27 protein-coding genes, 1 tRNA gene and 2 pseudogenes are annotated in these 23,622 nt (G+C 52.5%); 4 read left to right on the forward strand and 26 right to left on the reverse strand.

Annotated elements, in window-relative coordinates:
- Together AAIG26_RS17875 and AAIG26_RS17880 are read right to left on the reverse strand one after the other, a co-directional pair.
- Positions 1–537 (reverse strand): annotated as a pseudogene (locus AAIG26_RS17875) (IS3 family transposase); the annotation flags it as partial.
- A 34-nt stretch (positions 538–571) separates the two neighbouring features.
- Positions 572–715, reverse strand: a pseudogene (locus AAIG26_RS17880) (Arm DNA-binding domain-containing protein); the annotation flags it as partial.
- 351 nt (positions 716–1,066) lie between these two features.
- On the opposite strand from AAIG26_RS17880, the gene AAIG26_RS17885 reads away from it, so the two are divergent.
- The gene (locus AAIG26_RS17885; protein ID WP_343181141.1) at positions 1,067–2,278 is read left to right on the forward strand and encodes a site-specific integrase; all 1,212 of its coding nucleotides are present in this window, start codon (positions 1,067–1,069) and stop codon (positions 2,276–2,278) included.
- Positions 2,279–2,364: 86 nt separating this feature from the next.
- A complete protein-coding gene (locus tag AAIG26_RS17890) occupies positions 2,365–3,276 on the forward strand; it encodes an abortive phage resistance protein (protein WP_262187811.1) in 912 nt (303 codons plus the stop codon).
- A 42-nt stretch (positions 3,277–3,318) separates the two neighbouring features.
- Here the strand turns inward: AAIG26_RS17890 and AAIG26_RS17895 are convergent, their stop codons facing one another.
- The 11 genes from AAIG26_RS17895 to AAIG26_RS17945 all read right to left on the reverse strand — a co-directional run bounded on the left by AAIG26_RS17895 (position 3,319) and on the right by AAIG26_RS17945 (position 11,973).
- Positions 3,319–3,681, reverse strand: a complete 363-nt coding sequence (locus tag AAIG26_RS17895; RefSeq protein WP_343181266.1) for an endonuclease domain-containing protein — start codon at positions 3,679–3,681, stop codon at positions 3,319–3,321.
- Between the two features lie 95 nt (positions 3,682–3,776).
- Positions 3,777–4,340 (reverse strand): hypothetical protein, encoded by a 564-nt coding sequence (locus AAIG26_RS17900; RefSeq protein WP_343181142.1) that lies wholly within the window; start codon positions 4,338–4,340, stop codon positions 3,777–3,779.
- Positions 4,337–4,513: a hypothetical protein gene (locus tag AAIG26_RS17905; RefSeq protein ID WP_164472300.1), complete on the reverse strand. Its 177-nt coding sequence runs from the start codon at positions 4,511–4,513 to the stop codon at positions 4,337–4,339. The genes AAIG26_RS17900 and AAIG26_RS17905 overlap by 4 nt, the downstream gene beginning before the upstream one ends.
- Positions 4,510–4,716 carry a hypothetical protein gene (locus tag AAIG26_RS17910; protein WP_015387042.1) on the reverse strand — a complete coding sequence of 69 codons (207 nt, stop codon included), beginning with the start codon at positions 4,714–4,716 and terminating at the stop codon, positions 4,510–4,512. Before AAIG26_RS17910 ends, AAIG26_RS17905 begins: the two co-directional genes overlap by 4 nt.
- Positions 4,713–5,147, reverse strand: a complete 435-nt coding sequence (locus tag AAIG26_RS17915) for a hypothetical protein (RefSeq protein ID WP_343181144.1) — start codon at positions 5,145–5,147, stop codon at positions 4,713–4,715. Before AAIG26_RS17915 ends, AAIG26_RS17910 begins: the two co-directional genes overlap by 4 nt.
- Positions 5,148–5,184: 37 nt before the next feature.
- On the reverse strand, positions 5,185–7,029 hold the full coding sequence (locus AAIG26_RS17920; RefSeq protein ID WP_343181145.1) for a DEAD/DEAH box helicase: 1,845 nt from the start codon (positions 7,027–7,029) through the stop codon (positions 5,185–5,187).
- A 1,241-nt stretch (positions 7,030–8,270) separates the two neighbouring features.
- Positions 8,271–8,918, reverse strand: a complete 648-nt coding sequence (locus AAIG26_RS17925) for a recombinase family protein (RefSeq protein ID WP_343181146.1) — start codon at positions 8,916–8,918, stop codon at positions 8,271–8,273.
- 558 nt (positions 8,919–9,476) lie between these two features.
- Positions 9,477–9,887: a hypothetical protein gene (locus AAIG26_RS17930; protein WP_343181147.1), complete on the reverse strand. Its 411-nt coding sequence runs from the start codon at positions 9,885–9,887 to the stop codon at positions 9,477–9,479.
- Between the two features lie 39 nt (positions 9,888–9,926).
- Positions 9,927–10,697 carry a DUF3800 domain-containing protein gene (locus tag AAIG26_RS17935; RefSeq protein ID WP_029039484.1) on the reverse strand — a complete coding sequence of 257 codons (771 nt, stop codon included), beginning with the start codon at positions 10,695–10,697 and terminating at the stop codon, positions 9,927–9,929.
- 81 nt (positions 10,698–10,778) lie between these two features.
- A complete protein-coding gene (locus AAIG26_RS17940; RefSeq protein WP_225455024.1) occupies positions 10,779–11,381 on the reverse strand; it encodes a hypothetical protein in 603 nt (200 codons plus the stop codon).
- Between the two features lie 507 nt (positions 11,382–11,888).
- Positions 11,889–11,973 (reverse strand) — tRNA-Leu (locus AAIG26_RS17945).
- Positions 11,974–12,545: 572 nt separating this feature from the next.
- Between AAIG26_RS17945 and AAIG26_RS17950 the strand changes: the two genes are divergently transcribed.
- The gene (locus AAIG26_RS17950; RefSeq protein WP_343181149.1) at positions 12,546–13,145 is read left to right on the forward strand and encodes a response regulator transcription factor; all 600 of its coding nucleotides are present in this window, start codon (positions 12,546–12,548) and stop codon (positions 13,143–13,145) included.
- A gap of 96 nt (positions 13,146–13,241) precedes the next feature.
- On the opposite strand, the gene AAIG26_RS17955 is transcribed toward AAIG26_RS17950, so the two are convergent.
- From AAIG26_RS17955 to AAIG26_RS17990, 8 genes are all read right to left on the reverse strand, one after another.
- On the reverse strand, positions 13,242–13,769 hold the full coding sequence (locus tag AAIG26_RS17955; RefSeq protein WP_343181150.1) for an RNase A-like domain-containing protein: 528 nt from the start codon (positions 13,767–13,769) through the stop codon (positions 13,242–13,244).
- Positions 13,770–13,931: 162 nt separating this feature from the next.
- Positions 13,932–14,348 (reverse strand): hypothetical protein, encoded by a 417-nt coding sequence (locus tag AAIG26_RS17960; RefSeq protein ID WP_343181152.1) that lies wholly within the window; start codon positions 14,346–14,348, stop codon positions 13,932–13,934.
- Positions 14,345–14,755 carry a hypothetical protein gene (locus AAIG26_RS17965; protein WP_045513587.1) on the reverse strand — a complete coding sequence of 137 codons (411 nt, stop codon included), beginning with the start codon at positions 14,753–14,755 and terminating at the stop codon, positions 14,345–14,347. The genes AAIG26_RS17960 and AAIG26_RS17965 overlap by 4 nt, the downstream gene beginning before the upstream one ends.
- A 56-nt stretch (positions 14,756–14,811) precedes the next feature.
- Positions 14,812–15,285 (reverse strand): ribonuclease domain-containing protein, encoded by a 474-nt coding sequence (locus tag AAIG26_RS17970; RefSeq protein WP_045513584.1) that lies wholly within the window; start codon positions 15,283–15,285, stop codon positions 14,812–14,814.
- Between the two features lie 16 nt (positions 15,286–15,301).
- A complete protein-coding gene (locus AAIG26_RS17975; protein ID WP_020456325.1) occupies positions 15,302–15,757 on the reverse strand; it encodes a lysozyme in 456 nt (151 codons plus the stop codon).
- Positions 15,750–16,433 (reverse strand): DUF2589 domain-containing protein, encoded by a 684-nt coding sequence (locus tag AAIG26_RS17980; RefSeq protein WP_343181153.1) that lies wholly within the window; start codon positions 16,431–16,433, stop codon positions 15,750–15,752. The genes AAIG26_RS17975 and AAIG26_RS17980 overlap by 8 nt, the downstream gene beginning before the upstream one ends.
- 57 nt (positions 16,434–16,490) lie before the next feature.
- A complete protein-coding gene (locus tag AAIG26_RS17985) occupies positions 16,491–17,126 on the reverse strand; it encodes a DUF2589 domain-containing protein (RefSeq protein ID WP_045513580.1) in 636 nt (211 codons plus the stop codon).
- A 135-nt stretch (positions 17,127–17,261) separates the two neighbouring features.
- Positions 17,262–17,714: a lysozyme gene (locus AAIG26_RS17990; protein ID WP_020456323.1), complete on the reverse strand. Its 453-nt coding sequence runs from the start codon at positions 17,712–17,714 to the stop codon at positions 17,262–17,264.
- A gap of 238 nt (positions 17,715–17,952) precedes the next feature.
- Here AAIG26_RS17990 and AAIG26_RS17995 point away from each other — a divergent pair, with 238 nt between their 5' ends.
- Positions 17,953–18,972: an NAD(P)-dependent alcohol dehydrogenase gene (locus tag AAIG26_RS17995; protein ID WP_020456322.1), complete on the forward strand. Its 1,020-nt coding sequence runs from the start codon at positions 17,953–17,955 to the stop codon at positions 18,970–18,972.
- A 34-nt stretch (positions 18,973–19,006) separates the two neighbouring features.
- On the opposite strand, the gene AAIG26_RS18000 is transcribed toward AAIG26_RS17995, so the two are convergent.
- The 5 genes from AAIG26_RS18000 to AAIG26_RS18020 form a co-directional block, all read right to left on the reverse strand.
- Positions 19,007–20,644 (reverse strand): dihydroxyacetone kinase subunit DhaK, encoded by a 1,638-nt coding sequence (locus AAIG26_RS18000; RefSeq protein ID WP_343181154.1) that lies wholly within the window; start codon positions 20,642–20,644, stop codon positions 19,007–19,009.
- Between the two features lie 86 nt (positions 20,645–20,730).
- The gene (locus tag AAIG26_RS18005) at positions 20,731–21,213 is read right to left on the reverse strand and encodes a hypothetical protein (RefSeq protein WP_343181155.1); all 483 of its coding nucleotides are present in this window, start codon (positions 21,211–21,213) and stop codon (positions 20,731–20,733) included.
- A 57-nt stretch (positions 21,214–21,270) separates the two neighbouring features.
- Positions 21,271–22,353 (reverse strand): LPS export ABC transporter permease LptG, encoded by a 1,083-nt coding sequence (lptG, locus tag AAIG26_RS18010; RefSeq protein ID WP_017459070.1) that lies wholly within the window; start codon positions 22,351–22,353, stop codon positions 21,271–21,273.
- Positions 22,353–23,453, reverse strand: coding sequence for an LPS export ABC transporter permease LptF (gene lptF, locus AAIG26_RS18015; RefSeq protein ID WP_020456319.1), 1,101 nt, complete (start codon positions 23,451–23,453; stop codon positions 22,353–22,355). Before lptF ends, lptG begins: the two co-directional genes overlap by 1 nt.
- Before the next feature lie 63 nt (positions 23,454–23,516).
- On the reverse strand, positions 23,517–23,567 hold the full coding sequence (locus AAIG26_RS18020) for a hypothetical protein (protein WP_216848985.1): 51 nt from the start codon (positions 23,565–23,567) through the stop codon (positions 23,517–23,519).
- Positions 23,568–23,622 lie beyond the last annotated feature (55 nt).

Genomic DNA, 23,622 nt, shown 5'->3' on the forward strand with positions numbered 1-23,622 from the left:
GTCGCTGGCAAGTGCATTCAGGACAAAATCCATCGACCATGTCAGGTTCAGTGCATCCGGGCGCAGAAGCGGAAGCCGCTCAGTCGCCAGCCCTTTACGACGTCGTCTGCGCTTCACACTCAGGCCGTTAAGGTGGTAAATGCGGTATACCCGCTTGTGGTTGACGTAAAAGCCCTCCCGACGCAATAACTGCCAGATGCGCCGGTAACCAAAACGCCTTCGTTCGAGTGCCAGTTCTATGATGCGCCCTGATAAATGTGCATCAGCGGCGGGACGCTGAGTCTCATAACGGCTGGTCGACAGGGCCTGTCAGACTGCAAGCACGCCGTTGCGACAGACCTGTCGCTTTGCACATCACTGTCACGGCTTCCCGCTTCTGGCCTGTCGTCAGTACTTTCGCCCCAGAGCCACCTGAAGCGCCTCCTTATCCAGCATGGCTTCGGCAAGCAGCTTCCTGAGCCTGGCGTTCTCTTCCTCAAGCGACTTCAGGCGTTTAACCTCGGGCACCTCCATACCGCCATACTTCTTACGCCAGGTAATGGGATGGACTACCTCCTCCTCCTGCGGTTAACTGTACGCCGCCAAAGCGATAACGCAGTCGCCAGTATTTGGAGCCGTTAGGGTGAACCAGCAAAACCATGCCATCACCGTCAGTCAGTTTGTAGGCTTTTGCTTCAGGCTTTGCCGAACGAACCTTCACATCACTCAGAGCCATGATGAGTATCCTTTCAAGGGTTCTGTGTGGGTACAAACATTATCGAACCGGGATATACCCGCAGTTGTACCCGCATCAGTAAGTTGATGTAGGTTGACTTAGGTTGAGTGAAAAAGCTAGGAAAGCCTTGCGGATACTGGATTTCAGGCATAAAAAAAGACCTCAGCTGAGGTCCATTTACATGCTTTTGGTGCGAAGGCCGGACTCGAACCGGCACGGGTTTAGGCGGCTTAGTTTGCTTCAACAAGCATCGTTAACTCGTTGAACTAGCTAGACTAAAGTTCATAACCCCGGCACATTTCACAGACTGTTTAGCCATGAAAAAGCCCCGACAACATAACCGGGGTTTGTATGAGTTTCAAGAGAGATCGTTATCTAGTTTTAGATCCCTGCGGGAATTACCTCGTGCGGATAGCTATTCCCAGCTACATGCGCCACCTGTTCCAAGGGAAGCGCTACTTTATGAAAAGCACAGGGACACGAGACATACGGCAAGCGCGTTTGTTTCGCGATGCTATTGCTCTGGAATGGACTCGCTTACGGAATCTGCTTAAGCCGCAAGGCGGCTCATCCGTAGATCAAATCATTGATGAGCTACGCCGTGTCAGTGTGTATGCTAAGGAAGCCCCCGCATCATTTGGTGCATCAGTTCAGGCTTGCCCTTCCCTACTTAAAATGCGCGATCTGTATCTTCTCCAATACAGCGAGAAGAGAAAGCTAACCACGCTATCCAAGACCAACAAAGCCGTAGAGGTGCTGTTAATCCACCTGAAAAAGAAAGATATTCAGTTGCGGGATATTAATCGAACCATAGTTACAGGCTGGTTAGATAAGCTCAAAACTGAGCGAGCGCCGCAAACCATCCAGAACTATATAAGCGCACTGGCACAGATTTGGGATTTGGCACGCAATCGCTATCACGATGCACCACAGGACAATCCTTGGCGTGGTCATGCACTCGAAGCAAAAAGCAGCAAGGTCAGCTATGAAGTCTTCGCACCGGGAGAGCTGGCAAAGGTCTATACCTTGCTTGATGACGAGATGAAGGCGGTAACGGCTATTGGTGCTTACAGCGGTATGCGGATCAATGAAATATGTACGCTGCGTGAGAGCAGTATTAAAACCATCGAGGGCGTTTTGTGCTTTGAGATCACCGGGGGGAAGACCAAGAGCGCGGCACGAATCGTCCCAGTACACAGCAAGCTAATCCCCCTCGTGAAATCATTGCTCAAAACCACACATAGCGGTTTTCTGTTCTATCACGCTTCAATCACAGACCGGGCGGATGGGAAACGCTCAACGTGGCATACGCAGCAGTTCACACGAGCAAAGCGTAAAGCTCTTGGTGAACTTGCCGCAGAGAGGAAAGTGTTTCATTCACTCCGACATGCGTTTGTGCAACAGCTCGACCGTGCTCAAGTACCAGAGGATCGTATTGCCCTGCTCGTCGGTCATGAGCGCGGGAGTACAGAGAGCTTCAAAACTTACTCGAAAAATTCGGCCTCCCCGTTAGAAATCAGTAAGTATGTTGAGCAAATCACAAATGAAGAAATAAGCAGTTAAAGTACCGGTGAGTTTTGTCTTTCAGACTTAGACTGCACATTGTGATGGGGGTAAGATAACCATTAAAACAACGACAAGGTCTTGTGATGGCTAACTCACCAGTTCTGAAGCTACAAGAGATGGCAAGTTCAAAATCTACGGATGTTGAGGAACTTCTATCTAAGGCAAAAATGATATCAGTAAAGCTCGGGCTACAAGATATTTCAGAATGGCTGGAGCACGAATTAAACGGTTATCCACGGTTAGATCAAGTTCCAGATTATCGAATAATTACCAATGCGCCAGTAAAAGCCTTCAACCCTTATGTAGGTTGGATCCCCTATCAACTTGGAAACGTTGAAGACAAAGAGCTTTACAAATCACTTACGACTATACGCATAAGCAATCCTGTATCAATGTTAATTGAATATGCAAAAAAGGAAGACACGCTTTACAGTGAGCTACCAGTTTTTATGGCAGATTTTTTACAAAAAATGGCGGGTTGCGAGTACAGCATGTCTTGGGTTATCAACCCAGCACAAATAACAAAAATACTCTCTCACATTAAATCAAAAGTCCTTGACTGGGCGTTACTACTTGAAAGTAAAAATATTTTAGGTGAGGGATTGTTGTTTTCTCCTGAAGAAAAACAAGAGGCGGTAGGCATGACGGTAAACAATATCAATAACTTCAATGGACATGTTAATAACTCAGGCGCAATCGGAGCTGGGAATACTGGCGATATTCATCAGCAAAATACCATCACAGCAGGTGATTTCAACTCCCTTGAGCGCCAGCTTAAAGAATACGGCATCGAAGATAATGATATTCGGGATTTGAAACTAGCAATAGATCAATCCTCAGCTCCAACATCATCAAATAACCTTGGTGGGAAGATTGGTAACTGGGTCGGGTCAATGATAGGTAAGGCGTACTCTGGCAGCCTCAAAATTGCAGGTACAGCAGCCCCGGCTCTGCTGACGAATGCAATTTGCGCTTACTTTAATATCCCTGTCTGACCGAAACTCCCGCAGGTTAAAACATGGGGCATAATTGCCCCGTTATTTCGGATAAATAATGCCGAGTCCTTTGTAATGTTCCCTATAACAACTTAGCATCATATCCATACTGGCAGGTGATAGTCCGCACCAACGCCCAACGTGATAGCCTCCCTCAGCAGCATTCGCGGAACGATGCACCACAGCACGCACGCGCCCGGTTCGGTGACAATGATCCAGCACGGCAGACGTAAGGCGCAGCGGCTTACCTGTCACCGCACAGCGTCGGTATTGATAATTCCAAAGGAAGACACGAACAGCGGCCACATCAGCGCGGCGCAAATCCAGCCGCCCGGAACCATTCAACAGAAAGCGATAAACATCTTCGAATGTAGCAGCATTTGTAATCCGTTCTGCCAACGGCATGTTGCCGAGGTGTTCCAGATATCCTTCACGTTGTTCGTCAAGGTTCACGTAGAGATCAGGGTTAACGGCGGGGTGCAGAGGTTCGTTCTCTGCCATCATTCAGCCTCGCTGAATTTGGAGTTAACAGACTCCAGAGTATCCGGGTACGACCAACGATTTCTCAGGCAGCGTTGCACATGCGCGACGACCTCAACAGGGACGCCCAGCTTCCCGGCGATCTCCGCAGCAGGCCAACCGAAGCGCTCTAACTTGTGAATTTCATCTAAATCAGTAGGCACCAACTTGCGCACTACTTTCGCTTTCTCCGGCTTTGCTTTGACGGCTTTCGGCACAGGGTGAGTGTGGACGTTGCTAAAGCGGGAATGGGCGATAGCCAGCACAGTCTCAGGGCGAATCAGCATATCGCGGGCAATCATAAACTCTGTATCGCGGTGCAGCTTGCCGGGCTTATAGCGGCTGCGGATGGCGTTATACTCCGCCAGAGTGATATCAGCATCGTCTTTCCAATTTCCGGCCAAGTCATCGACATAGACGCCACGGATTACAGCATCAATATCGGTCAGGATATGACCTGTCTCCGCTGCAATCTCTTCATTGTTCTTTAGGTGCTTATGAGCCAGCGCGTTAATGCGCTGGATATCGGTAATACTCAAAGTCATAAATTAAACTCCGAATCAAATTTAATCTGGTCAGTAACCAGCGTGTGGATCAGCGCAAGGCTTGATGCGGTATGTGTGCCCGACTTGCGAGCGTTGTCGTACATGGTGCGTGCAGCGCTCTGATAATTCGGCGGCAGGGTGGCAAACCATGCTCTAAACTCTGCGGGTGTCATTGCTCGTCATCCTCAAATACACGATTAAATGATGTGTCCGGCGCTTCTACGGCGTTGGCCTTGAGGAAGTTGACCGCACTGGATAACTCCGCTGCGGCCATGCGCGACTCGCCAGCCTTATCTTCCTCAAGGCGGCGAATCAGCGCCCCAAGAAGCAAGCCTTTCATTCGCCACGTTTCATTTTCAAATTCAGATTTCGTCATTGGTGGTTGTCTCCAGTTAGCCCCATTGCACGCAGGTGTTGAATGACCTCGGCATGTACTGGCTTTGGTAAAAACAGGCGACGCTGCACAGATTGAAATATCTCGTCGCGCGTCTTGTCGGCAGGGTGAACAGCCCCATTAAAGACCTCACGAGCCATGCGATAGGTCGGCCAAAGACGAGCGCCATCCTCCCGGCGTCGGAATCTATTCAGCACAGCGGCCAGACATTCCCAAGGCTCACAGTTATTGAGCAGGCAATACCGCTGTAGAGGCGTACTTGCTTGACGTAACAAAGCCTCACGGTTAAGGGTCTGGCGGTGGCGCTCAGCCAATCCATCAAAGGAATAGCCGTTCAGGGCAAAGGCAAGTTGTGCGGTGATGAGCGCATCCGCACGCGCAGCACGACGCTGCGCATGTTCGGTAACAGGCATATGATTAACTCCAGAGAATCAGGGAGAGCCTTTCGACTCAGAGGTATTTAGCGATGCACTGCCAGTTGCAGTTTTCAGGGCGGTAGAAGTAAGCAAGCTCATCAGGCGCAGCATCCAGCGCCAGCGATGACCACAGCAGAAACGCGCGGGCAGGTTCCCCATCGCGCCCGGCACGTCCGATCATCTGAACGAGATCAGGCAAGTCATCGGGGATGTATGTCACGACAACGTTACGGATATCAGGAATATCAGCACCCAGCCCGAAGGCTTTAGTCGCAACCAGAATTGCGCCCGGCGTAGTGGCAAACCACTCAGCGTTTGCGTGGCGTTCTTCGTTACTCAGATGCATCGTCTTCGAGTGATATGGCCGCGCCCGGTCACCTAAGAGTTTCAGGTACGCCCGCAACGTCTTAAGGTCATTGACGAGAATGAGTGTCTTCTCTTCATCCGGCAGAGCCTCGGCCAGACCAACAGCCGCACGGTATCGCTGGCGGCACTGCCTGACCGGAATCAACTGTATATTCTCGCGAGCAACATCAGCACGGAATGTGACGTAATTGCCACGGCATCCCAGCGCCTCCATTAAACCGCGCTCATTTTCACATAGTAGAGTAGCCGTAAACACGCAGCGTTGAGCCGAGGGAAAAGCATTCTGTAGTGTGTGCTGCATTGCGTCGTAAGCTGGGCGGAAATCCCAGTCTTTGACCGTGTGTGCCTCATCGATAATAAAACGATCAACGCCATAAGCCATCAGCGCCGCGAGAACCTGACTCGACGGAACCAGATGTTCAGGCGAAACAACAGCAACCCGGAACGCCCCGGCAGCTAGTCCCGCCAGTTGTTGTGCGTTGCGGTGCCTCGGCAGCTTGTCACCAAATGCCACAGCGTGAACGCCAGCCTCCCGCAACTGGCGGAGAATCTGACGTTTAAGGGTATTAGTAGGAACAACGATAACAGACAGGCCAACCCCAGCGCGGGATTCATAAATCAATGGATAAGTGAAGGCGGCGCTTTTCCCATACCCAGTCGGCAGAACGGCCAGCACATCACTACCACGGGAGAAGATCGCATCAGCAACAGACAACTGCCCCGGCCTCCACTCCAGCCCATCGGGTGGCAGCAGGCTAACGCGTGCGTTTCGGTCACAGCGAACCAGCGGGCGGAACTCATACGGCACAGTATTCAGTGACGGCACAGACGGCGATGCAGCCAAGCCGTTCGGGTCACAATGATGATTAGAACTATTAAATCTATCCTCGGTAGGCTTCGACTCTCCACACCACAATTGACGAAACGCCCCTGAGTCTCCGTAGCGTTTGAAATCTGCGTTACGCATCGCTTCCAGTTTACTCATGCCCCTGTTAATGCGGCGCATGGTCTTCTCGTCGCAAATCAGAAACTCGCGGCAGGCTTTGAGAAAAGCATTCTGTCCGGTTGTTGATTCCGGCACGGCGTGCTCGCGCGGTTTCAATGCAGCATCGTCTACGCGAACGCCGGGGAAATCTGGCGGCAGTGGTTCAACATAACGAGCAGGCTTTTTATTTAGCCATTGCTCAATCGCATCGCGTCGGCAGTGAATCGCGTCGCCGGGCTGGATGACTTGCCGCAACCCAGTGTCAGAGCGCTGCTTTTGCTTTTTAGGCTGCACACCGTGCAGCGTTCGCCACTCCCGCAGGGTCATAGCGGAACCATCAGCATTGTAATAAAACTCTTCGGTCTTTGTATTGTATGCCGCCTTAACGGGCTTACGCTTTACGGGGCATATCTTGGAACGCCTAATAACAATCCCGTCAGCGATCATTTGCTGCACATCTGCGTTAGCGGTATTGAGCGGGTCGGCATCGACAGCCTGCGCAAGCAAACGGCGTAGGTTCGTTGGCATGGTGAAATCTCCAGAAAATAGGGGTAGGGATTAGCTCAGGTTGGGTCAGCGGTACGGGTTCGGCAGACTCTCTGCCCTTTTAGAGGTTTTCGTGTCAGCAACAGTGTCAGTGTCTCTGCCATAATACTTACCTTCAAAATCGGAGAATTTGTCGCGACTCGGAGCTGTTCTTTCTCCCTTATTAGATGTTTTCATTTGGTCATTTTTCAACCAAACCCCTACAAAGCCTTGTCGCGTATGGGCTGGGCGCATTTAACAGAGCAGTTTTAAGTAGGTTTAAAACGTGCAAGTAATGCTCTATCTCTCCTTATTAGTAGCCTTTAAAATTAAAAATATAAGTTACTGTAATCATTAGATAATTATGAAAGCATCTATAGTGATAAGTATCGCTAGATACGCAGAGCGAGCGCGGCGCAGCCGAAACAAGCGAGCGCGGAACGTCAACGGATGGAATCCGACAGGATGACAGACGGCAGACAGTAAACGCAGTAGGACAGGTGACAGACAGTAGACCGTGGCGGCGTGCCATAGCTGGCAGTAGCACAGCAGGCAGTAAGACCAATGACCAACGGCTAAGACCTGAAAGGAAACAAACAAGAAAGATGATTGAACGATACAGAAATGAATGAAGATGTTTTGAAGGATACCTACTGATACCAGTATGTGATTGAATACATTAATCATACCGATACAGAGTACCGTTCCACTACACATCCCCGCCGCGTTGCCTGCCACGGCAAGCACGGTTGCGTAGAGTGGTCGAGCATCAGCAGCGGGCGAAGACCGGGAATGAGCCAAAGGCGATGGAGCGGGCTGGAGCATAGCGAGAAGCGCAGCAAGTGAAGAGAGCGAAGCACTCGTAACTACATTTAGGAGAAGGGATGTAAGGGAAGAACCCTTTTCTGTACATGTATTTTAAATGCAATTTTAAAGATACTACTAACGTGTTAACCAGCTTCAAATCTAGCTTAGTGATTGGACAACACAGCCTTTGATCCCTTCCCCTGCCCCATCCCTCGAATTGTTCAGTGATAAATCACATTCACAATCTGATCTTGATGCTCATCGTCTGGCACGGCTAAAGCCCCGCCACCTCTTCACATCAAGAGCCGCAAGTGATACGAAATACATTATAAATCATAGCATTACGACATCGCGCATAACATAACCCTCTGAAATCAATACAAAAGCTGTAGGCTAGCCTCACCCACAGCCCAGTAACGGCCAGTGCTGGCATCTAATTAGGCTGTAGGCCACCACTCCGTAACGCTGGCGGCCAGCTCTCGCTTGATACGGTAGAAGGTCGCACGACTTATCCCGGCAGCTTTCATGATGCGTTCGGGTTTAACGCCCTGCCCCAGCATATCGCGGACAGCTTCACGGGCGCTCTCATCCTTAGACTTCCCGTTATATTTCCCCTCTGCTTTGGCACGTTCGATGCCCTGCGCTTGGCGTGCTCTGCGTGTCTCGTAGTCCACTCGTGCCATCGTAGCGAGGATATCAATCAGCATTGCATTAACGGCTCTCAGAATGCCCTCTGTAAGCTCTGACGCTGTATCGTTCAGTAGTTGCCACGAGGTTGGCAGGTCAACGGCAACGATAACCAGCCCCTTATCCTGAATCCTCTGTTTCAGGGTCGCCCATTCCTTTTGCGTAAGGCGGCTTAGCCTATCGATGCTCTCGACAAGCAAGACCTCTCCGGCCTGCGCATCATCCAGCAGGCGCATCAGTTCAGGGCGAGCGAGCCTCGCACCGCTGGCGTTCTCGATGTACTCCGCCCGTACAGGCCAGCCCCGATCACTGGCGAACTCTCGCAGCAAGCCCAGCGCGCGGTCTGCGTGTTGCTCTGCTGTACTGGCGCGGCAATAGATAAGCGCATTGTGTGCCATGCTTCCCCCTAAGTCTCAATGAAATATCACAGCAAGACCTATAAGAGATCACATCAACAATGTGTAGTCAATAGAGTTTTATAGATAGTCAAATGAGACAATGTGTCTATGTCTTTATCAGGTATACCCAAACGAGACGGATACCAGCGCAGCCAAGAGAAGCACGCAGCATCACCACAAAGTGCTTTAACAGTGGAGATTCAGGAGTAATTTAGCGTTTAAAGAGAAGAGTAACCCTAACCCACAGCCTCACGGTCAGAACGCGAAACACGGTCATAAACGCCACAGAGGAAGGCAAATCGATATACAGCCCGCCCAGCCTTCGGCTGGGAGAGGCGCACGGGGGAAGTTGAAGCCTTAATCGTTGAGGGAGGGAAAAGTATAAGCGTGCAATTTTTCAAGTCGGGGATTCAGCTATAGGCTAACGGTAGAATGCGGCTTGTAGAGGGTTGTGCGCACCCACCCAGTACAACCGCATTACTTCATGCGCACAAGCCCCTGAGAGTCGCTTGCGGTGGGGGTAGCTAACATCTTTTGGGGTAAGGCTACACTCTATTTCTAATACGGCGATACATAATCATCGGGCAATCTCTCTCGGAACCACTCCCATAAAGCATTCAGTTCAGCCACATTAGACACAGCCGCCCATTCCCTCGCAACCCCATCCCTTGCCGCTATCGCATCTGATAGCGCACTGTCTAAGTCTTCGTACAATTGTTCGAAAGAGAACCCCAACACCTTCAGCGTTTCATGCCCCAGCATATTCTGACGCGTCCACAACAGCTCAAGTCTGGCCTCCTTCGTACTCGGGCAAGGGTCGCCAAAATCCCCTCTGTCTGTTCTCCAGTCCATATAAGCTTTGTGATGCTTTATCAGGGCAATCTGCGCTAGTTTGGCCTCATTGCTTCTCATGTACTCCGCTTGCTGCAAGACGCGCCTTGTTGCGGGGTCTAAGTCATCGTAACTCATCAAATTTTCCACTCAGATCTAGCTTGCGATAAGGGTAGGTTAGGCCAGCTCTTCCCGCTTAACCAGCGGAACGCTGTAATCTGGACGAATACTCTTGGAACCCGGCATAGCTCGCATCTCTTGCGGGAAGTGCCAAATATTGAAATCCTTATTCGGGAACGTATCGTAATGAAACACATCCCAGCCAAGCAAAGCAGCCATCCGCTCGAAGGCAAGTTCTTTAGCCACCGACAGTTCTAACCGTGGATTCAGATACTTCATATACCCAGAGTTCACAGCCCCCGTCAGGATGTCCACCACCTGCAATCCCAGATGGTGCTTAGAGTCGTGCATAGTCACCGACTTAACCAACGTCTTTATCCCGGCTCTAGCTAGCATGCGGTTAGCAATAATACCCGTTACTTCATCGTTCTTTTTGTACTTATCAATCTTCTGGTCAATGATGACTTCAACATCACTCTTAATCTGCTTAGCAACGTTCTTAACAAGCATCGTGTACGTCTGGTAAAAAGCCAGCTCTCTATCCATCTGCCAGTTGTTGTACATGTTCTTCACAACAATAATCGAATGGAAACAGCACGAATTCTTAAGCACCATTGCCAGCAGCTCAATGCAGATATTTGCCTGCCCTGCGCTGTTTTTAATTTTCGACCACTTTAACTCACCGACAATACCGTACTTGTCTTTCAGCTTCTGAACGCGCTCATTAAAGATATGCAGTGTGTCTTTACGAACACACAGCAAACCAATGCCGTAACAGCGGTCACTTCCTGTCGTACCACTCTCATCACCAAAGGCCACGTATTCCATGCACAATACCCACTATTAATTTAATGGATATTTTATGTCCAACCCAAGCGGCAAGCAATGTCTTGCTTTGTCAGCTTACTGTCACTCGTGCTCAATCTTGTTGGGTATCGTAACTGGGATTTCACTGCCGTACATGAGTGGTGGGTTGAGATAGGCTATACCATGCAAGCACCCTAAGAATCCTAGCAAATACATAATGATACCAATCAACTCCAGGCCGAGCTTGCGGTCTATCCCCGGAATTTCATCAGTGATGCTAACCTTCACCTCTTTGCCAACCAATTGGCTGTACGATGAAACAAAGGACTTGAAGACTTCGGCAGCTCTTGGAGAGTCAATGTTATGTGCCAGTGAATTCCGCAACTTGTTCAATTTATCCAAAGCAGCCCAAACATTTTTGGGGAATTCCATGCCCGGTAAATGAGATCCAAACATAGCATGTACTAGGTTTAGCTTATGGCTAAAGCCGAGCTTAATATTCTCAATCGGGCCGCTATCCCGGCAATGCAATTTCAGAATATCAAAAAGTAATTCCTCAACGAAAAGATGCCCTTTAAGTATGATTGAGGTGGTATCCATACCAACGTGCAGGTGCTTCTCGTACCTTGAGCATCTGGCTTCGTAAATGGCTTTAAGCCCTTCCTGTGTGCGCATCGTGTTCCATCCAGCAGTACCCGTTTTCATGCAGTGTACCAAAGCTATCACATACATGATTCCATACATTTAGCCATTGCAAACCATTAGCCCCGTTGGTGGTAAGACAACAAGCGGAGCCTCTGGCGACTTCATCAGGGTTATGTCAGTTAGTGAGGCTTATCAGGATGACCATGTACCCAAAGGGAGCGAGGCCGAACCGCTGGCAGAGCTTGCATATGGTCTGCAAGTACCGTGACCACCATAAACCTGTTTATCCCCTGTGGCGTCTCGCGACGGCGACAGAACGGGGCATCGGGCTAAAATGCGCTTCACTAAAAGTTTTTGGGATTGTTTAGAGACAGTGGCTACGTCATAGCTTTCAAGTTGAGTCAGTACGTGTTTGACGCTTGGAACGACACGCCGCTATGAGTTAACATCCCAATTACCACTATCAACCACAGCGGCTTTTTCAAGGGACATAACAGAGCATTTCTTACAGGCAAAAGAGACAGATTTTATTGTCTAACTACCTGTATTGTAAGGAATTTAGTGACTTGGTGCCGAAGGCCGGACTCGAACCGGCACGTATTTCTACGGTTGATTTTGAATCAACTGCGTCTACCGATTTCGCCACTTCGGCACTGAAGGGGATGCGGAAACGTGTTGGATTATACCTGCCGCGGGCGGCTATGCAAGTCACGATGTTGTCATACGCCGCTAAGTGCTGAAAAAATCAACGTTCTACAAGCTGTCGCCTCTCTCTTTATAAATCCTTTCCTTCTTAACCCCCTTTTATCCTCTTAATCCCTTACCCGCTGCCCCCTTCGATCCATAACGTTCATCCTTCCAGCACCCATCGTTGAACATTCCACATCAGCCCCTGCCCTTCCAACATCACAATCCGCCAGCACTTCAACCTTCCCTTCTCCCTTCTTCTGCCAGTCTTGCAAATAACCCGACTAGCGAAATATACGTTCGCGCCACTCTGCCGATATTTGTAAAAACAAAGCCTGCTAACAATCCGTAAAATAGCAATGCGACCATTCTTCATATATAATATTTTTTCCATCGTTTTATACCATCCAATAATGTTTAAACCGTCATATCGGTTAAAAGACCTATGACAATTAGCCTGTTTCTTTTTTTGCATTTCATTGAATACTTTGATGATTACCAGTCTCAATGGCGAACGCTATTACGTGGAGATAATGTATGCATGTACTCATGATTGACAAGCAGTCAATATTTATTGAAGGAATGGCATCAGTACTATCGCAATATATTCCGGAGGTAAAAGTTCGTGGGCTGAATAATCAAAAAGACATTGATGATACGCTTAATGAATTTCCGGCATCGTTAATTCTGCTCGATGGCGATGGTAATAAAACCTCAAGCCTCGAATTGCTGGATATTTTAGCTTGTCGTCATCCGAATATCCCCGTAGTGATGCTGATGAATAAATGTCAGCCGACATTATTACGGCTTTTTTTAAATCATCATGCCATGGCGTTTATCAGGCGTGATTCTCCCCCGGAAACCATCGCGCAAACGCTCCGTACCGCGTCGCTTGGCATGTTTTGTCTGCCACAGGAGAGCATTACGTTACTGGACAACGGGCAGAGCGCGCTTGCCCGCCTGAGTGAACGCCAGCGTGAAATCCTGAAACTACTGGCCGCCGGGGAGTCAAATAAACAAATTGGCCGCCATTTAAATATCAGCGCGGGCACGGTGAAAGCGCATCTGGAATCGATTTTCCGCCGTCTGAATGTGAATAACCGCACTCAGGCTGCGATGATGTATTCGGAAGAGTAGTCCTGATTGTCGTTATTTGATTCACGTTAGCTTGTTTTCGTTTTCCTGAGCGTAAAAGGAGCATTATGCGTGGGCATAATGCTCCTGTCGTTTAACTTAATTTCTTGGATAACTTGTTTGTACGCGCCACTGTCCACCGTTATTCACTAAGCGGATAAACGCGTGGCGATCGTTGGCGATATTATAAAAAGCCCCATTGCCATACGCTCTGCCCACGTTCGCAGTGCCATTCCCGCCCAGCGCAATGGTGAAATTAACCGCCGCGGTATGGTTGGCCGCGCCAGCACAGAACGCCTGAATGGTGTTACCGATCGAATTCCACGCCACATTCGCATCCGTCCATGTCGAAGCGGTATTCGTTTGCGGGCATCCCGGTTGGTTGGCAACAGTGCGCTGCTGCAGCCATGCGTCGGCTTTACCGACATGGCACGTCGTCATATGCCCGCCGGCGTTATCCTGATTCTGCGCCCATTGCGCGGCAGTCAGGCCCGCACCGGGCAGATTACAGGCCGGACCAACATTAACTGCCATCGCCGCTGTTGAAAAGCAAAATAGTGATACCGCAGCCACAGAAATAGTGCTGCGCGTTTTAACCTTACGTGAAAAAACAGAGTTTACAGACATAATCATCTCCTGCGAGTGAAATAAAGGAAGTGCGAATTCGCAGGATTAAATTAGCGCCGCAGTGTATTACTGAATATTTGCCAGATGACCAGTGCAGACGAGATAAATGGCCTGGGCCACTTCACGGAGCAGCAAAAAAAAAAATTTACTACTCCGCGTTAATTATTGGGTGGGCGTCTTCTTACGTGGTGCGCGTGGAGTTGGTATTTTTTTAGCAACAGAGCCTTTTTTAGCGACTGGCGTCTTTTTCACTCCCGCCGTTTTTTTACGTATCGGTGTTTTGCTGGATTTATCATCTTTGTGCATGGTGTGCCAAAAATAATAAATTGAGATTATCCCAATACCTACATCTTTTAAGATCCAGAACGGTAACTCCTGAGCCATTAATATCACGTTAAACAACAGGTAGGGTAAATTCAAACAGCCCTGCACGGTAAAACCGAACGCCGTAATTAAAAGCCCAATGCGATACCACAGTGGAATATCAAGCATACGGCTGCTAAGGGCACTAATAAAAATGATCGCCGCAATCGCCACATCCACCAGCGTGATGGCCCAAAAAAGGAGTTTAAGCGTCATGATGGTTCCCCTGGTTTGCGTCGCGGCGCACGGCGACGCGGTGCGGCTTTCACGCCGCGAGCTGCGCGTTTTAACTCACCGGCCACCTGTAAAATGTCATGCCCTTCGCGGCGGTTAAAGAAGTTGGCCAGCCAGGCAATCATGCCGACGCTTATCGCGCCCACAAAATAGCCGATCCCCATGGCGATATCGCTGTCTTTAAAGTTCATCCCCAGCCAGCGGGCAATAAACCCGCCGAGCGTGAAAGTGGTGCTCACGCTAATCGCGCCAATGATGATCCCGGCGGCCAGGCGCCCGTGTTGATGCAGTTTTTTCGGCTGCCAGAAAAACGACACGCTCAGCCCGCCGAACAATCCGGCGAGCGCGGCCAGCCCCTGGCTTAGCAATTGCAGCCCATCTGCGGCCATCGTATTTCCCTCCTGAACAGGCGGCCTCAACGAATGGGATGAGGCCGCAATAGCGACTACTGGCAAGGAGGAAGCGTGACGGTTGTGGCGTCGTTATCTGTAGTGAGATAACGCGTCGCGCTTTCCGGGCTGTAAATCAGGTGCTTGTTACTGCGCAGACCGCGCACGCTATCGATATCCGCGCTGTACCACTTGCCTTTGCCCGGCAGCGGTTTACCGCTCCACGGATCGCCGCCCAACTGCTTCTTGTTCAGCGCCCACACGCTCCATAGCGAGTCCTCCGCCTTGCCGCTCCAGCCCAGTTTGATGGCCTGATCGCGCGTGACGTAATCGGCTGGCAGCACGTCATCGCGGTTCAGGGTTTTGAGCAGAGCCGTCAGTTTTTTGTCATCCTGAACGGTTTTCTTATTCAGTTTTGCTAACTCTTGATTAGCCGCCTGCACCACCGCGCTGCACTGCGGCAATTCTGCCCACGCGGGCTGCGTTAGCAGCAGACCGACAAAGGTGACTATCGGCAGATATCGTTTCATCTCTTCACTCCTGGGATCAGTTAATCGGTGCCAGAAACAGCGCGCGTTCGGCGTCACGTCGGCGCGTCAGCCCCGCCAGAATCTTGCCGCCAGCTTTGTTCCAGCGCGGCAGTTGATCGGCCGCCTCCTGATACTGGCCCTGGTTGAGCAGGCGCAGCAGCGTTGAGTTCTGCAGGTTGCCAAGCCCGACGTTAAAGGCGAAGGCGACCAGCGCGTCGAACTGGTTCTGGTTAAGATCCACCGTCACATACTTGTGGATGCCGCGTTCGGTCATCCCGAGATCGGCGCGCAACAGATCTTCCGCCTCCACTTTGCTCAGCGCTTGGGGGAAGTTTTCATTGGGCAAAATCAAATGCCCGTAGCCGATGGTCCATTTGCCTACCGCGTCGCGGTACTTCTCAAGGCTTAGCCCTTCGAAAGATTTAATCAGCGTCAGCCCGGCAGCGCCGGTGCTCAGGGGTTGATTAGCCATTGTCATCGCTCCTGTCAGTTACTTGAGGAAGAACTTGTCGGGTGTACTCTTCGATAAGCCGCAGCACGCTCTCCGGCGGCTCCAGTACAGTGAACTGCATTTCGATATCCACATGCCCGCTGTCGCGCCCGTTGCTTCCATGGCTCGGCGGCGACATGCTGACGTGAAAACGGCTGACCGCGTCGTCAGGTGTGCCGGACATTGCGCTCTGCTGTTCCACCGCGTCGGTACGCACGGTAAGAAACACTTTCATTTTCTCGAGCATCAGCCCGCGCGGCGTCGCGAGCGCTACCAGCGGCAACTCAAAGTGGTGGCGATCATCAAGTGCCATTTCGATGATCTTCGGCACCAGCCGCCCGTCGTCGCTGTGTTCAAAAAAAGGATCCAGTGCCTGCATGTACTGGTGTGCGATAAGCTGGTTTGCCGCCGAGGCCGCATGCTGCATGCCGCGGGTGATATCGGCCAGCGTCACACCCGAAGCAGAAGGTGGCGTACCGTCGCCCGGAGAGGGGGGCGGATCCTGTGGTGGATCGGCAGGCGGTAATCCGGCGATATCGTCGGGTGGCGGATCGGCAGGTGGCAGCCCGGCCCCCTCCTCCGGCGCAGGCTGCGGCGCGGGGGAATCCGCCTTCGGTGCCGCGCCACGGTTGCCGCGAAGCCAGTCTTTCATTGACATAGTGCGCTCCGTGAGAAATGAGGCTGCCAGGCAGCCTCAGGGTGGAGATAGCGAGAATTACGCCGGCGCTTTTTCCGCTGTGGCAGGCGTTTCGGGGTAGGCATCAAGCTGTTTCGATTCCAGCTTTTTCGCCTCTGACGGCAGGATAGCCGGGCGTGTTGCGGCATCCGTCAGGAAATCAATCACGCGCATCAGAGCTTCCGGCGGTGGCTGACGTTTAACCTGGGTATGGATGCTGTACTTCGCGCGGGTATCGCTGGAGCGGGTTTGCTGGGCTTTGTGCGAGACGCGACCGGTGATTTTCACGCTGAACGGCCCCCAGCCAACAGACGCTTCCAGCGAGGCTTCCGCTTCGGTCTGGCTGCTGCTGGCTTCGCTCTGGGAGACTTCCAGCTCGAAGTCGATGGTGCCCTCTTCGATGCTGATGTTAGGGTGGGAAATGGCCGCCAGCAGCGGGATGCGCATGGTCTTTTTCACCACGCCCTGGATAACGCCCTTGTCATCCACCACGGTTTCGTCGTAGTCAAACTGCACCGACTCCGCCTTACCGTCCTTGATACACACCGAGAGCAGGAAGTCGGCGTACGCTTTACTCGCCTGCACCTGCGCTTTGATCATTGCCTGCAGTGGGCCGCCAATCATGTGCTCCAGCGGCAGTGCATTAATGACCGATCCAATAAATTGTGAATCCATAATGCATACTCCTGTGGGTTATACGAAAACATCGCGTTGCGAATCCGCAAACCCACAGTAATAGAGCGAAGAGGCTGAAAATATTGGCTGGATGGCGGTAAAAAACGGGGAAAATGGCCTAAGACACGTGCCCGGTTAAACAGGTTTTAAAAACAGCGCGCGCTCGGCTTCACGCCGCCTTGTCAGCCCGGCCAGCACTTTACCGCCCGCTTTGTTCCAGCGCAGAAACTGATCTGCCGCCTGCGCGTACTCCCCCTGGTTGAGCAGTTTAAGCAGCGTCGAGCTCTGCAAATTGCCTGCGCCAAGGTTAAAGGTAAATGCCACCAGCGCATCAAACTGGTTCTGATTGAGATCCACCGTCACGGCTTTGTGTACCCCACGCTCGGTCATCAGCAGATCGGTACGCAGGAGCGCTTCGGCCTCGGCTTCGGTAATCGGGTGGGAGAAGTTTTCATTCGGTAAGATCAAATGTCCGTAGCCAATGGTCCACTTACCCACGGCATCTTTGTATTTTTCCAGCCTAAGCCCTTCAAAAGATTTAATTAGCGCCAGGCCGCCAGCGCCTGTACTTTGCGGTTGATTCACCATGGTGGTTGCTCCGGGTTTGTGGGTGGGTACAGCACCTTTTGAGGATGGTTCGGACACATCGTGTTGCAAAGTCACCGCGCCAAAATAGCCGTATGGAAAATCCGAAAATAGCGGCCTGCGGCGTGCCATACACCGCCATACATTAACGAAACGGGCGGTATATACACCCGCAAGCTGCCGCAGAGCCTGCCGATGCCCTACACTTCATGCGTCTCCCTCTAAATCAAAGGAATCCGTGATGAGCATCATTAAAAGTTACGCCGCACCGCAGGCTGGTGCCGCCCTGGAGCTGCAGGAGTATGACGCTGGCCCACTGGCGGCGGAAGATGTGGAAGTGCAGGTGGATTACTGCGGGATCTGCCATTCGGATCTCTCGATGATCGATAACGAATGGGGCTTCTCCCAGTATCCGCTGGTCGCCGGACATGAAGTGATTGGCCGCGTGGTGGATCTGGGCAGCGCAGCACAAAATAAAGGTCTGAAAATCGGACAACGCGTGGGCATCGGCTGGACGGCGCGCAGTTGTGGGCACTGTGATGCCTGTATTGATGGCAATCAGATCAACTGCCAGGAAGGCGCGGTGCCAACCATTCTCAACCGCGGTGGTTTTGCCGATAAACTGCGCGCCGACTGGCAATGGGTGATCCCGCTGCCGGACAGCATTGATATCGAAACCGCCGGCCCACTGTTATGTGGCGGCATTACCGTGTTTAAACCGCTGCTGATGCACAACATCACCGCCACCAGCCGCGTTGGCGTGATCGGTATCGGCGGGCTGGGCCATATCGCTATTAAACTGCTGCACGCGATGGGCTGCGAAGTAACGGCGTTTAGCTCGAACCCGGCGAAAGAGGCAGAAGTGCGTATTATGGGGGCCGATTACGTGGTGAACAGCCGCGATGCGGATGCGCTAAAAGCGCTGGCGGGTCAGTACGATCTGATCATCAACACGGTAAACGTTGATCTGAACTGGCAGCCCTACTTTGAGGCACTCACCCACGGCGGGCATTTTCACACCGTTGGCGCGGTGCTGAAGCCGCTCGAAGTCCCGGCCTTTACGCTGATCGCAGGCGATCGCAGCGTTTCCGGCTCCGCAACCGGCACACCGTATGAACTGCGTAAGCTGATGAAATTCGCCGGACGCGCGAAAGTGGCACCGACGACGGAGATGTTCCCGATGTCGCAGATTAACGAAGCGTTGCAGCACGTGCGCGACGGCAAAGCCCGTTACCGCGTGGTGTTAAAAGCGGATTTCTGATGTGAAAAAGCCCGGCGCTATGGCCGGGCTTTTTTTATTTCGCAATAGCAGCAAACACTTCCGCAATCGCGACAGCCCCCGGATCGGTTACCCCGTCGAGATTTTCGCTGTTCACATACGATGAGCGCCCGGCACCCGCTTTTTGCATTGTCGCCGTGCTGTCCGCACCAGTTTTAGCCGCAGCGACCGCGGCATCCAGCCCGCTATCGCGTAGCGCTTCAAGCGCCGGTTGCAGCGCGTCGATCAGCGTCCGATCGCCGAGATCCGCACCGCCGTAATGTTTCATCTGCTTCAGACCCAGCAGTAACGCTGCCGGCAACGGCGTACCGTTGTGTACGGCCTGACCTGCGGCGGTGAAGAAAATCGACATCAGTACGCCGCTGGAACCGCCCATCACTGTCGCCAGCCGCTCGCCAACCAGTTGCAGCAGTTGCGAGGTGTTGTTCAACGGCAGAGCATTCTGCTCCAGCAACTGTTTGATTTCCCGCGCCCCTTCAGCAAAGGTGGAACCAGTATCGCCATCGCCCACTTTCGCATCCAGCGCGTTAAGCCGATTTTCCAGGCCAATCAATGTATTCACCGCCGTACTGACCAGCGCTTTCACCTGCGGGTTGTCGGATGGTTCAATCTCCAGTCCGTCATACACCGCACTGTGTGGCTGGGTTTTCATCGGCGCGAATGGCACCGGTTTCTGCCAGCCTACGGTCTGCACATCAGCGCAAATCGCCTGCTCGAAAGTGTCATTCAGGCGCAAGACGGATAGCGAAAACCCTTTCATATCCAGTGAACTGACCAGCGGCGCGGGGCCAATCAGATAGGCGATTTGCTCTTTAAAGGTTGAGTGCGCCAGTTCTTTAGTCAGCAGCGCCATTTCCAGCGCCGAGACGCCGCCGAGGTTGTTAATCAGCACCGCCATCCGATCGTCACCTACCGCCGCTTTTAGCGGTTTAACCAGCGTATCGATAAGCTCCTTGCTGTTGTGCGTATCAACAGTGGTCGCGCCAGGTTCGCCGTGGATCCCCAGCCCCAGCTCGACTTTCCCGTGCTGAATGCGCCCCTCTTCACTATCGCCGCCCGGCAGGTTGCAGGTCTCCATCGCCAGCCCGAGGCTGAAAACGTTGTCGCAGGCCTGCTGAGCGATATCGCGCACTTCGCTCAGCGACTTACCGTGTTCCGCAGCATGACCCGCAATCTTATGCACCAGCGCTGTACCGGCGATGCCGCGCGGCTGCTTGTTGTCCGGCAGGGCGATGTCGTCTGCGACAATCACCATTTCCACCTTCAGGCCGTAGCGCTTGGCTTTCTCTGCCGCGAGGCCGAAGTTCAGCCGGTCGCCGGTGTAATTCTTCACGATCAGCAGACAGCCGCGATCGCCGGTGACTGCCACAATCGCGTTCAGCACCGCATCCACGCTTGGCGAAGCGAAGACATCACCACAGACGGCGGCGGTGAGCATCCCTTTGCCGACAAAACCGGCATGCGCCGGTTCATGCCCGGAACCACCGCCGGAAATCACCGCGACGCGGCTTTTATCCCAGTCGGCGCGGGCCACAATACGAATAGCGGGATCGATATCAAGTCGAACGAGGTTGCCGTGTGGTGCAGAAATTACCAAACCTTCAATGGCATCATTGACCAGCTGTTTGCGGTCATTGAAAAAGAATCTGGACATAATATTCCAAAAAGTTGTGAATCGTTCCTCAAGCATAGCCCGCGCGGTGCGGGACGGGGTAAAGAACAGATTTTACTGAATGGGTTTTACGGTGCTTTGCGACCAAAATCCACCGCGTAACCGCGCAGGTTGCGCAGCGTGTCGAGACGGTTGCCCAGCACAATCGCGCCGATAATCGCCAGTACCAGCAACGCAGCGTGCAGATACCTGGCAATATGCGAATCCAGCAGAAAGAACCCGGCGATGGCCGGAAGTGAAAAAACGACCCACAGACTGCTCAGCGTGTTTTCCGCCGCGCTAAAACGGGCGAGCACCCGGTCTGCCTGTGACTCTTGCGGCGAACCGCGTCGCACGGTGCCAACCTGCTGCGCCAGCGCATCCGCTCGCTGGATCAGCCAGCGTACCAGGCTCAGCGCAATAATGGCCACCAGCAGTTCAAGTACCAGCACCGCACTATCGCAGAGCATGGAAAGCGCCCACTGCGCGCCAAGCATTGCTATGGTAACCAGCGCACTCAACAAACAAGAGACGATCATGGCTGAAAGATGCGTTGCTGCGCGTATCAACATGCGGTGCTCCTTGCAGAAAAAAGAAGAGAGGCCTCAGCCTCTCTTTTCAGGTATCCACTAGCTTTTACGCGTCATCAGCCACAGACTAATGAGGAAAAAGCTGGCGCTCGGCAACAGCGCGCCGACGACCGGCGGAATGCCGTACACCAGCGTCAACGGGCCGAAAATCTGATCCAGCACGTAGAAGACAAAGCCGAAACTAATACCGGTGACAACACGTACGCCCATCGCCACGCTACGCAGCGGCCCGAAGATAAACGACAGCGCCATCAGCATCATCACCGCCACGGACAGCGGCTGGAAGATTTTGCTCCACATATTGAGCTGGTAGCGCCCGGAATCCTGGCCACTCGATTTGAGGTACTTCACGTAGTTGTGCAAACCGCTGATCGAGAGCGCGTCCGGATCCAGCGCCACCACGCCAAGTTTGTCCGGCGTCAGGTTCGTTTTCCAGGTGCCGCTCACGGTTTGCGCACCGGTAACTTGTTTCGGGTCCGTCAGATTAGATTCATCAACCTGCGACAGTCGCCAGAGTTTCTCCTGCGGATCGAACTTCGCCGACGCGGCATAACGCACCGACTGCAAACGACGCTCTTTATTGAAGGCATAAATGCTCACGCCGCCGAGTTCATCGTCGCCTTTTACACGCTCAATATAGATAAAGTTATTACCATCTTTCGCCCACAAACCTGACTGCGTGGAGAGCAGCGAGCCGCCATACATCGACTGCGCACGCTGGTTACGCGCCATTTGCTCACCCTGCGGCGCGACCCACTCGCCAATCGCCATGGTCAGCAGCACCAGCGGAATAGCGGTTTTCATTACCGACAGCGCCACCTGCATGCGGGTGTAGCCGGAAGCCTGCATGACCACCAGCTCACTGCGCTGCGCCAGCATGCCCAGCCCTAACAGCGCGCCAAGCAGCGCCGCCATCGGGAAGAAGATCTGAATATCTTTCGGGATGCTGAGAATGGTGTACATCCCGGCGCCCAGCGCGTCATAGCTCCCCTGGCCTGCTTTTTTCAGCTGATCGACAAACTTGATAATGCCGGAGAGCGACACCAGCATGAACAGCGTCATCATGATGGTGGTGAAAATGGTTTTACCGATATAGCGGTCAAGTACGCCAAAAGCCTGCATTATAGCGCTCCTTTACGCGTAAAACGGGCGCGAACCCGGCGCATTGGCACCGTATCCCACAAGTTCAGCACCACAGCCAGCGCTAAATAGGCCAGGTTTACCAGCCACATCCACACCAACGGATCGAGTTTGCCTTTCGCACCGTTCGAGCGCAGCGTGGTTTGCAGCAGGAAGAAGACCAGATAAAGCAGCATGGCGGGGAGCATCGACAGTACGCGGCCCTGACGCGGGTTGACCACGCTCAGCGGCACCACCATCAGCGCCATCATAACGACCGTAAACACCAGCGTTAAGCGCCAGTGCAGTTCGGCGCGCGCGCGCGGCGTATCGGTTTTGAATAGCGTGCGCATGTCCATCTGCTCGGTATCTGACGGATCGAGCGCCACCGCCTGGTGACCAATAATCGCCTGATAGTTCTGGAAATCAGTGATGCGGAAATCGCGCAGCATGGCGGTGCCTTCAAAACGAGTACCGGTATTGAGCGTCACCACCTGAGAGCCATCTTTATGCTGCGAGAGATGTCCAGAATCCGCCACGACGACTGATGGACGGGCGGAACCTTTAGTACGAATCTGCGCCAGGAAGACATTCTTGAAGTTTTTGCCCTCAACGCCTTCGATAAACAGCACCGAATTGCCATCCGTCGCCTGCTGGAATTGCCCTTGTGCCAGCGCCGCCATGCCGGGGTTCGCTTTCGCGTCGGCAAGCACCTGATCCTGATGGCGGGAAGACCACGGGCCCGCCCACATAACGTTGACCGCAGCGACAATGCCGGTGAATAACGCGAGGATCATCGCCGCTTTCACCAATACCGCGCGGCTCAGGCCGCAGGCGTGCATCACGGTGATTTCACTTTCGGTATAAAGTTTGCCCAGCGTCATCAACAGACCGAGGAACAGACTCAACGGCAGGATAAGCTGCGCCATTTCCGGCACGCCCAGCCCCAGCAGTGAGAGCACGAGGTTCGTCGGGATTTCGCCATCAGCGGCTGCGCCTAAAATCCTGACCAGTTTCTGACAAAAGAAAATCAGAAGCAGGATGAATAGGATCGCAAGCTGGCTTTTTAGCGTCTCCCGTACCAGATATCTTATGATTATCACTTTAAATACGCCCGTAAAAACCAGTGTTTTTGCTGGAAAATAGCTTGTTTCATGGCTTAAACGTCATTTATTCTCTTGAGTCGTCGAAATGATCGCTAAGATTAATATACTCAGCGGATACGCGCGTAAGACCCGATTTTGACGTGCCGAAACCGAAGTAACATTAAGA

It is taken from the genome of Kosakonia sp. PSU_27 (assembly GCF_039409795.1).
GTDB lineage: Bacteria > Pseudomonadota > Gammaproteobacteria > Enterobacterales > Enterobacteriaceae > Kosakonia.

Bases quoted from the DNA above. Each gene is read 5' to 3' on its own strand.
- AAIG26_RS17920 (WP_343181145.1), bottom strand. From the start codon at position 7,029: ATGCCAACGAACCTACGCCGTTTGCTTGCGCAGGCTGTCGATGCCGAC.
- AAIG26_RS17965 (WP_045513587.1), bottom strand. From the start codon at position 14,755: ATGGCCGCAGATGGGCTGCAATTGCTAAGCCAGGGGCTGGCCGCGCTC.
- AAIG26_RS17900 (WP_343181142.1), bottom strand. From the start codon at position 4,340: ATGACTTTGAGTATTACCGATATCCAGCGCATTAACGCGCTGGCTCAT.
- AAIG26_RS17890 (WP_262187811.1), top strand. From the start codon at position 2,365: ATGGCTAACTCACCAGTTCTGAAGCTACAAGAGATGGCAAGTTCAAAA.
- AAIG26_RS18005 (WP_343181155.1), bottom strand. From the start codon at position 21,213: ATGTTGATACGCGCAGCAACGCATCTTTCAGCCATGATCGTCTCTTGT.
- AAIG26_RS17925 (WP_343181146.1), bottom strand. From the start codon at position 8,918: ATGGCACACAATGCGCTTATCTATTGCCGCGCCAGTACAGCAGAGCAA.
- AAIG26_RS17990 (WP_020456323.1), bottom strand. From the start codon at position 17,714: ATGGTGAATCAACCGCAAAGTACAGGCGCTGGCGGCCTGGCGCTAATT.
- AAIG26_RS17985 (WP_045513580.1), bottom strand. From the start codon at position 17,126: ATGGATTCACAATTTATTGGATCGGTCATTAATGCACTGCCGCTGGAG.
- AAIG26_RS17935 (WP_029039484.1), bottom strand. From the start codon at position 10,697: ATGGAATACGTGGCCTTTGGTGATGAGAGTGGTACGACAGGAAGTGAC.
- AAIG26_RS17940 (WP_225455024.1), bottom strand. From the start codon at position 11,381: ATGAAAACGGGTACTGCTGGATGGAACACGATGCGCACACAGGAAGGG.
- AAIG26_RS18000 (WP_343181154.1), bottom strand. From the start codon at position 20,644: ATGTCCAGATTCTTTTTCAATGACCGCAAACAGCTGGTCAATGATGCC.
- AAIG26_RS17975 (WP_020456325.1), bottom strand. From the start codon at position 15,757: ATGGCTAATCAACCCCTGAGCACCGGCGCTGCCGGGCTGACGCTGATT.
- AAIG26_RS17995 (WP_020456322.1), top strand. From the start codon at position 17,953: ATGAGCATCATTAAAAGTTACGCCGCACCGCAGGCTGGTGCCGCCCTG.
- AAIG26_RS17950 (WP_343181149.1), top strand. From the start codon at position 12,546: ATGCATGTACTCATGATTGACAAGCAGTCAATATTTATTGAAGGAATG.
- AAIG26_RS17915 (WP_343181144.1), bottom strand. From the start codon at position 5,147: ATGCCTGTTACCGAACATGCGCAGCGTCGTGCTGCGCGTGCGGATGCG.
- AAIG26_RS17970 (WP_045513584.1), bottom strand. From the start codon at position 15,285: ATGAAACGATATCTGCCGATAGTCACCTTTGTCGGTCTGCTGCTAACG.
- AAIG26_RS17895 (WP_343181266.1), bottom strand. From the start codon at position 3,681: ATGCCGTTGGCAGAACGGATTACAAATGCTGCTACATTCGAAGATGTT.
- AAIG26_RS17960 (WP_343181152.1), bottom strand. From the start codon at position 14,348: ATGACGCTTAAACTCCTTTTTTGGGCCATCACGCTGGTGGATGTGGCG.
- AAIG26_RS17910 (WP_015387042.1), bottom strand. From the start codon at position 4,716: ATGACGAAATCTGAATTTGAAAATGAAACGTGGCGAATGAAAGGCTTG.
- lptG (WP_017459070.1), bottom strand. From the start codon at position 22,353: ATGCAGGCTTTTGGCGTACTTGACCGCTATATCGGTAAAACCATTTTC.
- AAIG26_RS17955 (WP_343181150.1), bottom strand. From the start codon at position 13,769: ATGTCTGTAAACTCTGTTTTTTCACGTAAGGTTAAAACGCGCAGCACT.
- AAIG26_RS17885 (WP_343181141.1), top strand. From the start codon at position 1,067: ATGAGTTTCAAGAGAGATCGTTATCTAGTTTTAGATCCCTGCGGGAAT.
- AAIG26_RS17930 (WP_343181147.1), bottom strand. From the start codon at position 9,887: ATGAGTTACGATGACTTAGACCCCGCAACAAGGCGCGTCTTGCAGCAA.
- AAIG26_RS17980 (WP_343181153.1), bottom strand. From the start codon at position 16,433: ATGTCAATGAAAGACTGGCTTCGCGGCAACCGTGGCGCGGCACCGAAG.
- AAIG26_RS17905 (WP_164472300.1), bottom strand. From the start codon at position 4,513: ATGACACCCGCAGAGTTTAGAGCATGGTTTGCCACCCTGCCGCCGAAT.